11 protein-coding genes are annotated in these 13,490 nt (G+C 72.1%); 7 read left to right on the top strand and 4 right to left on the bottom strand.

Features of this window, described 5'->3' with window-relative positions; translation table 11 throughout:
* Positions 1 to 87: 87 nt before the first annotated feature.
* Complete coding sequence (gene npdG / locus ABT070_RS01415; RefSeq protein WP_351753014.1) at positions 88 to 816, top strand: NADPH-dependent F420 reductase; 729 nt, start codon at positions 88 to 90, stop codon at positions 814 to 816.
* Between the two features lie 77 nt (positions 817 to 893).
* Positions 894 to 1,112, top strand: a complete 219-nt coding sequence (locus ABT070_RS01410) for a hypothetical protein (protein WP_351753012.1) — start codon at positions 894 to 896, stop codon at positions 1,110 to 1,112.
* On the opposite strand, the gene ABT070_RS01405 is transcribed toward ABT070_RS01410, so the two are convergent.
* Positions 1,102 to 1,902, bottom strand: a complete 801-nt coding sequence (locus ABT070_RS01405) for a site-2 protease family protein (RefSeq protein WP_351753009.1) — start codon at positions 1,900 to 1,902, stop codon at positions 1,102 to 1,104. The two genes, ABT070_RS01410 and ABT070_RS01405, sit on opposite strands and share 11 nt — an antisense overlap.
* A gap of 172 nt (positions 1,903 to 2,074) precedes the next feature.
* On the opposite strand from ABT070_RS01405, the gene ABT070_RS01400 reads away from it, so the two are divergent.
* On the top strand, positions 2,075 to 5,446 hold the full coding sequence (locus ABT070_RS01400; RefSeq protein WP_351753007.1) for an ATP-binding protein: 3,372 nt from the start codon (positions 2,075 to 2,077) through the stop codon (positions 5,444 to 5,446).
* A 58-nt stretch (positions 5,447 to 5,504) separates the two neighbouring features.
* Here ABT070_RS01400 and ABT070_RS01395 read toward each other — a convergent pair whose 3' ends face one another.
* From ABT070_RS01395 to panB, 3 genes are all read right to left on the bottom strand, one after another.
* Complete coding sequence (locus ABT070_RS01395; protein ID WP_351753005.1) at positions 5,505 to 6,323, bottom strand: ABC transporter permease; 819 nt, start codon at positions 6,321 to 6,323, stop codon at positions 5,505 to 5,507.
* Positions 6,320 to 7,345: an ATP-binding cassette domain-containing protein gene (locus tag ABT070_RS01390; RefSeq protein ID WP_351753002.1), complete on the bottom strand. Its 1,026-nt coding sequence runs from the start codon at positions 7,343 to 7,345 to the stop codon at positions 6,320 to 6,322. The genes ABT070_RS01395 and ABT070_RS01390 overlap by 4 nt, the downstream gene beginning before the upstream one ends.
* Positions 7,346 to 7,485: 140 nt before the next feature.
* Positions 7,486 to 8,352: a 3-methyl-2-oxobutanoate hydroxymethyltransferase gene (panB, locus tag ABT070_RS01385; protein ID WP_351753000.1), complete on the bottom strand. Its 867-nt coding sequence runs from the start codon at positions 8,350 to 8,352 to the stop codon at positions 7,486 to 7,488.
* Between the two features lie 181 nt (positions 8,353 to 8,533).
* Here panB and ABT070_RS01380 point away from each other — a divergent pair, with 181 nt between their 5' ends.
* The 4 genes from ABT070_RS01380 to ABT070_RS01365 all read left to right on the top strand — a co-directional run bounded on the left by ABT070_RS01380 (position 8,534) and on the right by ABT070_RS01365 (position 13,441).
* Complete coding sequence (locus ABT070_RS01380) at positions 8,534 to 10,129, top strand: MFS transporter (protein WP_351752998.1); 1,596 nt, start codon at positions 8,534 to 8,536, stop codon at positions 10,127 to 10,129.
* A 121-nt stretch (positions 10,130 to 10,250) separates the two neighbouring features.
* Entirely contained in the window at positions 10,251 to 10,865 is a 615-nt protein-coding gene (locus ABT070_RS01375) for a TetR/AcrR family transcriptional regulator (protein WP_351754386.1), read from the top strand.
* Between the two features lie 182 nt (positions 10,866 to 11,047).
* On the top strand, positions 11,048 to 12,109 hold the full coding sequence (locus ABT070_RS01370; RefSeq protein WP_351752996.1) for an endonuclease/exonuclease/phosphatase family protein: 1,062 nt from the start codon (positions 11,048 to 11,050) through the stop codon (positions 12,107 to 12,109).
* Between the two features lie 108 nt (positions 12,110 to 12,217).
* Positions 12,218 to 13,441 (top strand): MFS transporter, encoded by a 1,224-nt coding sequence (locus ABT070_RS01365; protein ID WP_351752993.1) that lies wholly within the window; start codon positions 12,218 to 12,220, stop codon positions 13,439 to 13,441.
* Positions 13,442 to 13,490: the final 49 nt, after the last annotated feature.

Here is a 13,490-nt window from a genome sequence, read left to right as displayed (position 1 = left end):
GCAACCGGCCGCCGTCCGCCCGGGGTTCGCCCCTCGTTCACCCGACATGACGAAGGGCCGCTCCGCACGCCCACGTAAAGTCGGCCCATGACCTCTACCGACAGTGCACAGAACGCCTCCGCGGCCGCCCCGGCGAAGGCTCCCGCCAAGGACCCGTGGGACCTTCCCGACGTCTCCGGACTGGTCGTCGGCGTGCTCGGTGGGACCGGCCCGCAGGGCAAGGGTCTCGCCTACCGGCTCGCCAGGGCCGGCCAGAAGGTGATCATCGGTTCGCGTGCCGCCGACCGTGCCCGGGCCGCCGCCGACGAGCTCGGGAACGGCGTCGAGGGCGCCGACAACGCCGAGACCGCGCGCCGCAGCGACATCGTGATCGTCGCCGTGCCGTGGGACGGTCACGGCAAGACCCTGGAATCCCTGCGCGAGGAACTGGCCGGCAAGCTGGTCGTCGACTGCGTCAACCCGCTCGGCTTCGACAAGCAGGGCGCCTACGCGCTGAAGCCGGAGGAGGGCAGCGCCGCCCAGCAGGCCGCCGCCCTGCTGCCGGACTCCCGCGTCGCCGCCGCCTTCCACCACCTCTCGGCGGTCCTCCTCCAGGACCCGGAGATCGACGAGATCGACACCGACGTGATGGTGCTGGGCGAGGAGCGGGCCGACGTCGAGCTCGTGCAGGCGCTGGCGGGCCGGATCCCCGGGATGCGCGGTGTCTTCGCCGGGCGGCTGCGCAACGCCCACCAGGTGGAGTCCCTGGTCGCCAACCTGATCTCCGTCAACCGCCGCTACAAGGCCCACGCGGGCCTGCGCGTCACGGACGTATGAGCGCATGGGGGACACTGGTCGTAGTCGGCCCATCGGAGCCGGCCCAGCAGTGTCCCCCCGACAGGAGAACCGGACCCATGTCCCCCCTGCCCCCGCCCAGCCCCACCCGGCGACTCGCCCTCTACACCCTCGTCGTCTGCGTACTCGCCGTGGCCGCGGCGGTCGTCTCCTTCGTCCAGGGCAGCTTCCTGGGCGTCGTGTGGGTACTGCTCGCGGGCCTGTCCTCCAACATGACCTGGTACTACATGAAGCGGGAGAAGGCGCGCAGGGCCGCGGGGGCCGACGTCAGCGGCTGACCGCGCAGTACTCGTTCGTGCCCTGCCAGAAGCGGTACAGCGACTGGCCGCAGTACGTCTCGAGGTCGCCGATCCCGAGAGCGCGCAGCACCGCGTCGACCATGTCGAAGAAGACCCCGTTCACCGCCGGCACCCACAGCAGCGCGAACACGAAGAGCAGGCCGAACGGCGCGAACGGCTCCACCTGCCGCTTGATGTCGTACGACAGCCAGGGCTCGACGACCCCGTAGCCGTCCAGGCCGGGCACCGGAAGGAAGTTCAGGATCGCCGCCGTGACCTGGAGCAGGGCGAGGAAGGCGAGCGCGAACCGGAAGTCGGCGGGCACGCCGTCCAGCGCGTCCAGCCAGAACGGCGCCGTGCACACCACCGCGAACAGCACGTTCGTCAGCGGGCCGGCCGCCGAGATCAGACTGTGCCGCCACCGCCCCCGGATCCGCGCCCGCTCGATGAAGACCGCACCGCCCGGCAGACCGATCCCGCCCATGATCACGAACAGCACCGGCAGCACCACGCTGAGCAGGGCGTGCGTGTACTTCAGCGGGTTGAGCGTGAGATATCCCTTGGCGCCGACCGAGATGTCACCGCTGTGCAGGGCGGTACGGGCGTGTGCGTACTCGTGCAGACACAGGGACACGATCCAGGCGGCCGTCACGAACAGGAACACCGCCACGCCCGGCTGCTCGGCGAACCCCGTCCAGGTCGCCCAGCCGGTGACCGCCGTCACGGCCAGGATGCCGAGGAAGACGGGGCTGATCCTCCGCTCGGCGCTGCGGGTGGTGGCGGTGGTCATGGGGCCCCCTGAGGTCGTACGCGGGTGTGGAACTGCCCGACCGTACCCGGCCCGGGCATACCGGGAAAACGTCTCGTGGCCGGCCCCCGGTTCCGGGGACACGAAACGTGCGGGAACCGGCTCGCGCCACCCCGCCGAAACCCCGTGACCGACCTCGATCCCACCGGAGAGAATGGACCCCGTGCGCTACCGCATTCTCGGCACCACCCAGGCACTGCGTCCGGACGGCGTCCCCGTCGCCGTCGGCGGCGCGCGGCTGCGCGCCCTGCTGGCCGTGCTGGCGCTGCGGGCCGGCCGGACCGTTCCCGCCGGGCTGCTCGTGCAGGAGGTGTGGGCCGGCGACCCGCCCGCCGACGCGCCGGGCGCGCTCCAGGCACTGGTCGGCCGGCTGCGCCGGGCCCTCGGGGCGGGCGCGATCGACTCCGCCGAGGGCGGCTACCGGCTGGCCGCCGCCCCGGACGACGTCGACCTGCACCGCTTCGAGCGGCTGACCGCCGACGGCATCCGCGCGCTCGCCGACGGGGACCCCGCCAAGGCGGCCGTCGTCCTCGACGACGCCCTCGCCCTGTGGCAGGGCCCGGCCCTCGCCGACCTGCCCGACCGCGCCGCCGAGGCGGCCCGCCGGGAGGCCCGCCGCCTCGACGCGGTGCGCGCCCGGCACACCGCCGCGATCGCCCTCGGCCAGGCCGAGCGGTCGGTGCCCGAACTCACCGCCCTGTGCGACGCCCACCCGCTCGACGAGCCCCTCCAGGCCCTGCGGCTGCGCGCGCTGCGGGAGGCGGGCCGCACCGCTCAGGCGCTGGTCGCCTACGACGAGGTCCGGCGGCTGCTCGCGGATCGCCTCGGCACCGACCCCGGCCCCGAACTGCGCGCCCTGCACGCGGAGTTGCTCGACGCCGGCGATCCGGGCGCCGCCGGGGGACCGTCCGGTCCCGTCCTGTCCGCGACCCCGGGCCGGGCGCCCTCGCCGGATCGTCCCGCCCCGCCGTCCCCGCCCCTCGGCAACCTCCGGGCCCGCCTCACCTCCTTCGTCGGCCGGGAGGACGACATCGCGGCCATCCGGGGGGACCTCGCGAACGCGCGGCTCGTCACGCTGCTGGGGCCCGGCGGGGCCGGCAAGACCCGGCTGTCGCAGGAGACCGCCGAGACCGTACGGGACACCGCGCGCGACGGCGTCTGGCTGGCCGAGCTCGCGCCCGTCGCCGACCCGGACGCGGTGCCGCAGGCCGTCCTCACCGCCGTGGGGGCCCGCGAGACCGTGCTGTACGGCGCGGGCGCCGAGGAGATGCGGGTCGCCGCCGAGCGCCACGACGACCCCCTGGAGCGTCTGGTCGAGCACTGCGCCCGACGCCGCATGCTGATCGTCCTCGACAACTGCGAGCACGTGGTCGAGGCAGCCGCCCGGCTCGTCGAGGAGCTGCTGGCGCGCTGCCCCGAGGTGACGGTGCTGGCCACCAGCCGTGAACCGCTCGGCGTGCCCGGGGAGGTGCTGCGTCCGCTGGCCCCGCTGCCGGAGCGGATGGCGCTGCGACTGCTCGCCGACCGGGGCGCGGCCGCCCGTCCCGGCTTCCGGCCCGACGCCGACGAGGAGACCGCGGCGGCCTGCGCGGAGATCTGCCGCCGGCTCGACGGTCTGCCGCTCGCCATCGAGCTCGCCGCCGCCCGGCTGCGGATGCTGACGCCCCGCCAGATCGCCGACCGGCTCGACGACCGGTTCCGCCTCCTGACCTCCGGCAGCCGAACCGTCCTGCCCCGCCAGCAGACCCTGCGCGCCGTCGTCGACTGGTCCTGGGACCTGCTCGACGAGGAGGAACGCGACGTCCTGGCCCGCCTGTCGGTCTTCGCCCGCGGCTGCGACCTCGCGGCCGTCGAAGCGGTGTGCGGCCCGGCCATCGCCGGCTCCCGCGCGGGCCACGACTCCCTCGCCGCCCTCGACGTGCTCGCCTCGCTCGTCGACAAGTCGCTCGTCGTCGCCGCTCCGGGGCCCCGCGGCGACATGCGCTACCGGCTTCTGGAGACCGTCGCCGAGTACGCGGGCGAGCGGCTGGACGAGTCGGGGCGGCGGGCGGCCGCCGAGCGTGCGCATCTGACGTACTACCGCGAACTCGCCCGTGCCACCGATCCGTTGCTGCGCGGCCCCGGTCAGCGGGACGCCATCGACCGCCTGCAGCTGGAGTACGAGAACCTGCGCACCGCGCTGGGCCGAGCCGTCGCGGCACGGGACGAGCAGGAGGCGCTCTGCCTGACCCTGTCCCTCGTCTGGTACTGGCAGATGCGCGACCTGCGCATAGAGGCCCGCACCTGGTGCGTCGAGGTCATGGCCCTCGGCCCCGACCCGTTCGCGGAACCCCTGCGCCCGGCCGCGCCGGTGTGGAAGTCCTGCATCGACGCCCCGCCGCCGATGACCGGCGAGATCCTCGAGGAGGCCCGGCGCGGTGTCCACCTGGCCCATCTGGCCTGTATGGACACCGAGATGGAGGCCTGGCAGACCGCGACGTCGCAGGCCAAGCTGCGCCTGATCGCCGCGGCCTACGAGCCCGGCCTGCCGCAGACCTGCCGCGCACCCGGGATGCTCTGGTTCTTCGCCGTGATGATGACCGGCGACCCGAACCGCATCCGCGAGATCATCGACGCCAACGTCGACACCTGCCGCCGGACGCCCGGTTACGAGTGGGAGCTCGCCTCCTGCCTCCAGATGCGCGCCAACATCCTCGCCAACCGCGCCGACTGGGCCGGCAGCGCGTTCCGTGACGCGGCCGAGGCCCTGGAGATCTTCCAGCGCCTGGGCGACGCCTGGGGCACCGCCGAGGCTCTCTCCGCCCGTGCCGAGGCCCATGAACGCCTCGGGTCCTACCGTGAGGCCGCCGCCGACTACGAGGGCGCCATCGAGCAGGCCGAACGGCTCGGCGCCCGCTCCCAGTCGGCGGTTCTCACCGCCCGGCTGGGCAGCGCGTTGCTGGAGGCGGGTGACGAGGAGCGGGGTGAGCGCATGTTGCGCGAGGCGATCGCCGGCGAGGAGCGCGGGGTCAACGAGGCCATGCACTTCGCCCGGCTCTTCCTCGCCGGCTGGCTGGGCGCCACCGGGCGCCGCGTCGAGGCCCGCGAGCAACTGAGCCTGCTGCGCGAGCAGTTCGACCTCGGTCACTTCGCCGTCTTCGACGCGTTCATCCTGGGCGCGCAGGCCTGGCTGGACGCGCTCGACGGCCTGTCCGCGCAGGCCCTGACCGGCATCCGGACCGCCCTGGAACGGGCCACGGATCCACTGTCCGTGGCCATGGCCCCGCAGATGCGCTCCTTCTATCTCTTCATCGCCGCGACCGCCCTCTCCGGCGTCGACGGCGGCGGCCGCGCCGCCGACGCGGCCCGCTGCCTGGGCGCCGCCGACACCCTGCTGTCGCCGCGGCACGTCCCCCCGAGGGTGGAGCGCGAGGCGCGCGACCTGGCGGTGGCCAGGACGCGCGATGCGCTCGGCGACGCGGAGTTCGAGAGCGCGTACGCCGAGGGCGGCGGCCTCTCCTACGAGGAGGCCACCGCCCTGTTGTGACGCGTGCCGGCGCGACCGGCCGTGACGCGTGCGGCCGTCAGCCGCCCGGCGCCCCGGCTCAGGTCTTCGTGCGGAACTTGTGGATCGCGACCGGCGCCATCACCGCGGTGAGCCCTATCGACCAGGCCAGCGTCACCCACAGTCCGTGCGCGACCGGTCCGCCCACCATCAGTCCGCGCGCCGCGTCCGCGAGCGAGGACAGCGGGTTGTACTCGGTGAAGTTCTGGAGCCAGCCGGGCATGGACCGGGTCGGGGCGAAGATCGACGAGCCGAACTGGAGCGGCATCAGCACCAGGAAGCCCATCGCCTGCACGGACTGCGCGCTCTTCATCACCACGCCGAGGGTGAGGAACACCCACATCAGCGCCGAGCCGAACACCGTGGCCAGCCCCACGGCGGCGAACAGACCGGGCCAGTGGGTGATGTCGAAGCCCACCAGGACGGCCACCACCATGAGGATCACGCAGGCGACCAGCATGCGCATCAGCTCGACGACGATCTTGGCGAAGAGCACCGAGCCGCGTCCGATGGGCAGCGACCGGAAGCGGTCCATGACCCCGGAGTTGAAGTCCGTGTTGAAGCCGGTGCCGACGCCCTGCGCCATGTTCATCCCCATCATGGCCAGCAGCCCGGGAATGACGTACTGCACGTACGCCTCCTGCCCGCCGCCCAGCGACTGCCCGATCGAGCCGCCGAAGACGTACACGAACAGCAGGGTGAAGATCACCGGGAAGAGGACGGCGTCGAACATCGACTCCGGGTCCTGCCGGATCCACAGCAGGTTGCGGCGGATCAGGGCGCCGGTGTGCCGGAGGTGGCTGCGCAACGGGATGCGCGCGTCGGCTGTGGTGCTGATGTCGATCGTGGCCGCGCTCATACGGCGACCTCCTCGCGGGTCTCGGTGGGCCGGGCGTCCTGCGGGGCACTCGCGCGGTGGCCGGTGAGGGACAGGAAGACCTCGTCCAGGCTGGGCAGTTCGGTGGTGAGGGAGGTGAGCGTGATCCCGCGCGCGCTGACCGCGCCGATCACGGCGGTGAGCTGCTCGTCGCTGAGCACCGGCACCAGCACGGAACCGCGCTCGGTGTCCACGACGGTGGTGGCGAGCCCGGTGATGCCGAGATCGTCGAGCCAGCTCGCCAGCGGCCGCAGCTGAAGCGGGTCGGCGGGCCGTATCCGCAGCGCCCGGCCGCCGACCCGGGCCTTCAGCTCCTCGATGCCGCCGCCGGCGATGACCTTGCCCCGGTCGACGACGGTCAGCTCGGAGGCGAGCTGCTCGGCCTCCTCCATGTACTGGGTGGTCAGCAGGACGGTGACCCCGTCCCCGACCATCGCCTTGACCTCGGTCCACACCTCGTTGCGGGTGCGCGGGTCGAGCCCGGTGGTCGGCTCGTCCAGGAACAGCACCTGCGGCCGGCCGATCATCGACGCGGCGAGGTCGAGCCGGCGCCGCATACCGCCGGAGTACGTGCTCACGGGCCGCTTGGCCGCCTCGGTGAGCGAGAACCGCTCCAGCAGCTCGTCGGCGCGGGTCCTGGCGTCCTTGCGGGGCAGGTCGAGCAGCCGCCCGATGAGGTAGAGGTTCTCCCACCCGGGGAGCTTCTCGTCCACGGAGGCGTACTGCCCGGTGAGTCCGATCACCCGGCGCAGCTGCCGGGGCTGGCGCAGGACGTCGTAGCCGGCGACGGTCGCCTGCCCGCTGTCGGCGGCCAGCAGGGTGGACAGGATCCGCACGAGGGTCGTCTTCCCGGCGCCGTTCGGCCCGAGCACCCCCATCACGGTTCCGGCCCGTACATCGAGGTCGACGCCGTCCAGTGCCTTGGTCTCGCCGTAGTGCTTGACCAACCCCCGAACGGTTACAGCGCTTCCCGCGCCACTGGGGTTCTTGTCGATTCGCGTCATGACAGGAACTCTGCCGACCCCCACCGACAAACCACCGACAGGACGCCGACAGCACCGACATCCTCCCGACAGTCACCGGGGGAAAGAGCGCAGCCCGCCGACGGGGGAAGATCGGCGGGCTGCGGTGGTGCGGAAATGGCTCAGTGGACGCTGTGCTCGTCCAGCGGGAACGTTCCGCCGACGACGTCCTCGGCGAACGCCTTCGCCGCGTCGCCCATGACCTGGCGCAGGTTCGCGTACTGCTTGACGAACTTCGGCACCCGTCCGCCGGTCAGCCCGAGCATGTCGGTCCACACCAGTACCTGGGCGTCCGTCTCCGGCCCGGCGCCGATGCCGACGGTCGGGATGTGCAGCACCCGGGTGACCTCGGCGGCCAGCTCGGCCGGAACCAGCTCCAGCACCACCGCGAACGCGCCCGCGTCCTGCACGGCCTTCGCGTCGCGCAGCAGCTGCTGGGCCGCCTCCTCGCCGCGTCCCTGCACGCGGTAGCCCATCGAGTTCACGGACTGCGGGGTGAGGCCGATGTGCGCCATGACCGGGATGCCGGACTCGACGAGGAGCTCGATCTGGCGGTGCGAGCGCTCACCGCCCTCCAGCTTCACGGCCCCGACCCCGGCCTCCTTCACCAGACGGGTCGCCGAGCGCAGCGCCTGCACCGGTCCCTCCTGGTAGGAGCCGAAGGGCAGGTCGCCGACGATCAGCGCACGGGTGGTGCCCCGTACGACCGCCGCCGACAGCATGGTCATCTCGTCGAGGGTGACGGGCACGGTCGTCTCGTACCCCAGATGGCAGTTGCCCGCCGAGTCGCCCACCAGCATCACGGGGATCCCGGCCTCGTCGAAGACGGAGGCGGTCATCGCGTCGTAGGCGGTGAGCATGGGCCACTTCTCGCCGCGTTCCTTGGCGAGGGCGATGTCGCGGACGGTGATACGGCGTGTGCCCTTGCCTCCGTACAGCGCCTTGCTGCCGTCGGGGGCATTGGTGTGGGCAGCCGAAAGCTGCGTCATTGCAACGGCTCCTTACGTCATCTCGAGGCGCCCTCACGGCGTCCCCGGACCACCACCCATGGTGGCACCTCGTGCCAGGGAGAGCCAGAGCGCCTCCTGTGGGTAAAGCCTCAGTAAGAAAAACGGTAAGAGGAATCGATACGAGACGGTCTCGTATCGGAAATGCCCTACGCTCGACGCCATGACTACTCCTGCCGTCCCCACCGCTCCGCGGATACCGGAAGCGGTGCACCGGCGTCGTTGGGCGATCCTCGGTGTCCTGATGCTGAGCCTGCTGATCGTGGTGCTCGACAACTCGATCCTGAACGTCGCGATCAAGACGATCTCGACACCCGCCCCGACCGGCCTCGGAGCCACCCAGAGCGAGCTGGAGTGGGCGATCAACTCCTACACGCTCGTCTTCGCGGGACTGCTGTTCACCGCGGGTCTCCTCGGTGACCGGCTCGGCCGCAAGAAGGTCCTGCTCGGCGGACTCGCCGTCTTCGGCATCGGTTCCGCGCTCGCCGCGGAGTCCGGCTCGCCCGCCCAGCTCATCGCCTTCCGCGCGCTGATGGCCGTCGGGGCCGCCTTCGTGATGCCCGCGACCCTCGCCGTCCTGATGAACGTCTTCGAGCGCGAGGAGCAGCCCAAGGCGATCGGTATCTGGGCGGGCGGTGTCGGGCTCGCCATCGCCATCGGCCCCATCACCGGCGGTCTCCTCCTCGACCACTTCTGGTGGGGCTCGGTCTTCCTGATCAACGTGCCGATCGTGCTGCTCGCGTTCGGGCTGATGCTGTGGCTGGTGCCCGAGTCCCGCGACCCCAACCCGGGCCGCGTCGACCTCGTCGGCGTCGTCCTGTCGGTCGTCGGCCTGGTGCTGCTCGTCTACGGCATCATCAAGGGCGGCGAGCTGGCCGACTTCACGGACCCGACCGTGCTGGCGACCATAGGGGCCGGTCTGCTCGTCCTCGTCGCGTTCGTGGTGTTCGAGAAGCGCAGCGACCATCCGTCCGTCGACATGGACTACTTCAAGAACAAGGTGTTCTCGGCCGCGATGGCCGTCATCACGCTGGTCTTCTTCGCGCTGATGGGCGTCACCTTCTTCTCGGTCTTCTACACCCAGAGCGTGCGCGGCTACTCCCCGCTGCAGTCCGGCCTGCTCCTGCTGCCGCTGGCCGCCGCCCAGCTGGTCTTCGCGCCGCGCGCCCGGCTGGTCGTCGACCGCTTCGGGGTGCGGGCCACGACCACCGCGGCGATGGTCGTCCTCGCGGCGACCCTGGCCGCGTTCGCCACGCTGGACGCCGACACCCCGATCTGGCTCCTGGAGATCGTCTTCTTCTGCATGGGCACCGGGATGGCCCACGTCATGACCCCCACCAGCGTGGTCATCATGCAGGCCCTGCCCCGCGAGAAGGCCGGCTCCGCCTCCGCGCTCAGCAACACCTTCCGCCAGCTCGGCGGCGCGCTCGGCATCGCCGTACTCGGCTCGGTGCTGTCGGCGTCGTACCGCAGCGGCATCGAGGGCCACCTCGGCACGCTGCCGGCGGCCCTGCGCGACACGGCGGGCGAGTCCATCGAGGCGACTCTCGGGATCGCCGCGAAACTCGGCGACCAGGGCAAGGTGCTGATCACCCCCGCCAACGACGCCTTCCTGCACGCGATGCACGTCACCGCCCTGTGCGGGGCCGGGGTCGCGGCCGTGGGCGCGGTCGTGGTGGCCGTGTTCCTGCCGGGCAGGCCGAAGTCCGCGCCCAAGGACGCGGCGGAGGAGGGGGAGTTGGTGCGGACGAAGCCGTAGGGGCGGTGTCCGGGGCGGCCGGGAATCGCCGCCCCACCCGCCCCCTGGGCGACAATTCCCGCACTGTGACGAAAGGATCGAACACGTGAGCCTCGCCGACAGGGGGACCACCGTCGGGGACATGGGCGTGGGCGGGGAGCAGCCCGTGCGGGGGCGGCCCCGGAGCGAGGCCGTGGAACGGGCCATCATCGAGGGCACGATGAAGCTGCTGGAGGACGGCGTCTCGCTCGCCGAGATCTCCATCGAACGCATCGCCCGTACCGCCGGCGTCGGCAAGGCCGCCATCTACCGCCGGTGGAGCGGCAAGGAGGAGCTCTTCGTCGACGTGCTGCGCGCCGCCGAACCGCAGGATCCCGAACTCCCCGGCACGTCCCTGCGCGACGACCTGATCATGCTCCTCGAGGCGCTGCGGCTGCGCGGCCTCGCCAACCGTTCCTCGGCGATCCTGCACAACGTCCACGCCCAGATGAAGAGCAGCCCGAAGATCTGGGCGGCGTACCACAACACGGCGATAGAACCCCGGCGCAGGATGGCCGTCGAGGTCCTGCGCCGGGGTCAGGAGAACGGCGAACTGCGCGCCGACCTGGATGTGGAACTGCTGAACGACATCTTCGTGGGGCCCATGCTCGTCCGCGCGATCATGCGTCCTGACGCCGACCTTCCCGAGGACCTCCCCGCGCGCATCGTCGACACGCTCCTCGACGGACTACGCCCCGTCAGTTCCGCGACCGGGTAACCCGAATGTGCGCGTTTCGTCACAGACCGGGCCCTGTGCCCCGGGACCGGAACCCGCGGGACCGCCCCGGTCGTCCTCGTGCCCGTACGGCCGTCACGGGACGGCGAGAACAAAGCCGATCATCCCCTAGGGTCGTACCCGGGGGAACGGACGGTGTGCAAGGCAGGCAGTGAGGCGACGGTATGGCGCAGCAGGCGTACATGACGGAGACGGACGACAACGGAGGCTCGGGTCCCGAGCCTCGGGGAGTTCGGCTCCGGCGCCTGATCGGCACTCTGCTCGGCCGGATCGGCGCGGGCTGGCGCGGTGATCCGCGCATCTGGCGGCGGGGTCTGGTCCTCACCGGGTTCGCGCTGGTGTTCGCGCTGGTGATGGGAGTGCACTCGCGCATCCCCAACCGCTACGGCAACCTCGGCAGTCTCACGGAGACGTTCCTGCCCTGGATCGGCCTGTTCGTGCCGGTGCTGCTGGTGCTGGCGCTGGTGCGCAGGTCGGCGACCGCGCTGATCGCCGTCGTGCTGCCGGCCGTGGTCTGGACGAACCTCTTCGGCGGCCTCCTCGTCGACCGGACCGGCAGCGGCGGCGATCTCACCGTCGCCACCCACAACGTCAACGCCGACAACCCGGACCCGGCCGGCACCGCCCGTGACGTGGCCGCGTCCGAGGCCGATGTGCTGGCCCTGGAGGAGCTGACCGCCACGGCGGTGCCGGTCTACGAGAAGGCGCTGGCGGCGACGTACAAGTACCACTCGGTGCAGGGCACGGTCGGTCTGTGGAGCAGGTACCCGCTGAGCGGGGTGAAGCCCGTCGACATCAAGCTGGGCTGGACGCGCGCGATGCGGGCGACGATCGCGACGCCGGAGGGGCAGGTCGCCGTCTACGTGGCCCACCTCCCGTCGGTGCGGGTGAAGCTCCAGGCCGGGTTCACCGCCCGGCAGCGCGACAAGAGCGCGGACGCGCTGGGCGAGGCGATCGCCGACGAGAAGCTGACCCGGGTGGTCCTGCTCGGCGACCTCAACGGCACCATGAACGACCGCTCGCTGAACGCCGTGACCTCCCAGATGCGTTCCACGCAGGGCGCGGCGGGCAGCGGCTTCGGCTTCAGCTGGCCCGCGTCGTTCCCGATGGCGCGGATCGACCAGATCATGGTGAAGGGCGTGGAACCGGTCACCTCCTGGACGCTGCCGCAGACGGGCAGCGACCACCTGCCGGTGGCGGCGCGTGTGAAGGTCACCACACCTTAATCAGGGGGTCACCCGCTGGAATAGCGGGCCGGGGAGACTTTGTTCCGTACTTGAACATACGAAACGTATGATGAACGGAACCCACCCTCCCTGAAAGGCAAGTTCTCCATGCCCCTGGCCCTGCTCGCCCTGGCCGTGGGTGCCTTCGGAATCGGCACCACGGAGTTCGTGATGATGGGCCTGCTGCCCGACGTCGCGGACGACCTGCATGTCTCGATCCCGACGGCCGGACACCTCGTCTCCGCTTACGCGCTCGGCGTCGTCATCGGCGCGCCGCTGCTGGCCGCGGTGACGGCGAGGATGTCCCGCCGGACCGTCCTGATCTCCCTGATGGGGCTGTTCGTCGTGGGCAACGCCCTGTCGGCCTTCGCCCCCGGCTACGACTCCCTGCTGGCCGCCCGCTTCCTCAGCGGTCTCCCGCACGGCGCGTTCTTCGGCGTCGGCGCGGTGGTCGCCACCAACATGGTCGCCCCGGAGCGCAAGGCCCGCTCGGTGTCGCTGATGTTCCTCGGCCTCACCGTCGCCAACGTCGCGGGCGTCCCCGTCGCCACCCTCATGGGCCAGCACCTCGGCTGGCGCGCGACCTTCCTCGGCGTCGGCGTGATCGGCCTGGCGGCGATCGCCTCCCTGGCCCTGCTCATCCCGCGCGACCACACCCACGCGCCCGCCGTCGGGCTGCGCCGCGAGCTGGCGGCCCTGCGCTCGCTGCCGGTATGGCTGGCCCTCGGCACGACCGTGGCCGGCTTCGGCGCCCTGTTCTCCGCCTACAGCTACATCACCCCGATGCTGACCGACTCCGCCGGCTACGCCGACTCCAGCGTGACGCTGCTGCTCGCGCTGTTCGGCGTCGGCGCGACGATCGGCAACCTGCTGGGCGGCCGCCTCGCCGACCACGCGATGCGCCCGACCCTGTTCGCCGGCCTGACGTCCCTGGTGGTCGTCCTGGCCCTGTTCCCGCTGCTGATGACCACGGCGTGGGGCGGCGCGCTGGCCGTGGTCCTGCTCGGCGTGGCGGCGTTCGTGACGGGTTCGCCGCTCAACCTGATGGTGATGGAGAAGGCCGCCGCGGGCCCCTCGCTGGCCTCCTCCGCCAACCAGGCCGCGTTCAACATGGCCAACGCCGGCGGTGCCTGGCTCGGCGGCCTGGCCCTCGCGGCCGGCTTCGGCGCGACCTCACCCGCGCTCGCGGGAGCGGTCCTGGCGGCCCTGGGCCTGGCCGTGGCGGGCATCGCCGCCGCGGTCGACGCCCGCCGCACCCCGCGGACCACCGGCCGCGAGCGCGTCGTCGCGACGCATGTGCCGCGGACGGCGGAGGCGGGGGTGCGTCACTGACGTCGGTGGCGGCGACGTCGGTGACGGCCAGGCCACCGGCCGCCGATCG

It is taken from the genome of Streptomyces sp. NPDC002884 (assembly GCF_040295245.1).
Lineage (GTDB): Bacteria > Actinomycetota > Actinomycetes > Streptomycetales > Streptomycetaceae > Streptomyces.
This window is presented reverse-complemented; position numbering and strand designations above follow the sequence as displayed.

What these genes read in the sequence shown, in the direction of transcription:
- npdG (WP_351753014.1), top strand. Translation starts at nt 88, where the DNA reads ATGACCTCTACCGACAGTGCACAGAACGCCTCCGCGGCCGCCCCGGCG.
- ABT070_RS01410 (WP_351753012.1), top strand. Translation starts at nt 894, where the DNA reads ATGTCCCCCCTGCCCCCGCCCAGCCCCACCCGGCGACTCGCCCTCTAC.
- ABT070_RS01405 (WP_351753009.1), bottom strand. Translation starts at nt 1,902, where the DNA reads ATGACCACCGCCACCACCCGCAGCGCCGAGCGGAGGATCAGCCCCGTC.
- ABT070_RS01400 (WP_351753007.1), top strand. Translation starts at nt 2,075, where the DNA reads ATGGACCCCGTGCGCTACCGCATTCTCGGCACCACCCAGGCACTGCGT.
- ABT070_RS01395 (WP_351753005.1), bottom strand. Translation starts at nt 6,323, where the DNA reads ATGAGCGCGGCCACGATCGACATCAGCACCACAGCCGACGCGCGCATC.
- ABT070_RS01390 (WP_351753002.1), bottom strand. Translation starts at nt 7,345, where the DNA reads ATGACGCGAATCGACAAGAACCCCAGTGGCGCGGGAAGCGCTGTAACC.
- panB (WP_351753000.1), bottom strand. Translation starts at nt 8,352, where the DNA reads ATGACGCAGCTTTCGGCTGCCCACACCAATGCCCCCGACGGCAGCAAG.
- ABT070_RS01380 (WP_351752998.1), top strand. Translation starts at nt 8,534, where the DNA reads ATGACTACTCCTGCCGTCCCCACCGCTCCGCGGATACCGGAAGCGGTG.
- ABT070_RS01375 (WP_351754386.1), top strand. Translation starts at nt 10,251, where the DNA reads ATGGGCGTGGGCGGGGAGCAGCCCGTGCGGGGGCGGCCCCGGAGCGAG.
- ABT070_RS01370 (WP_351752996.1), top strand. Translation starts at nt 11,048, where the DNA reads ATGGCGCAGCAGGCGTACATGACGGAGACGGACGACAACGGAGGCTCG.
- ABT070_RS01365 (WP_351752993.1), top strand. Translation starts at nt 12,218, where the DNA reads ATGCCCCTGGCCCTGCTCGCCCTGGCCGTGGGTGCCTTCGGAATCGGC.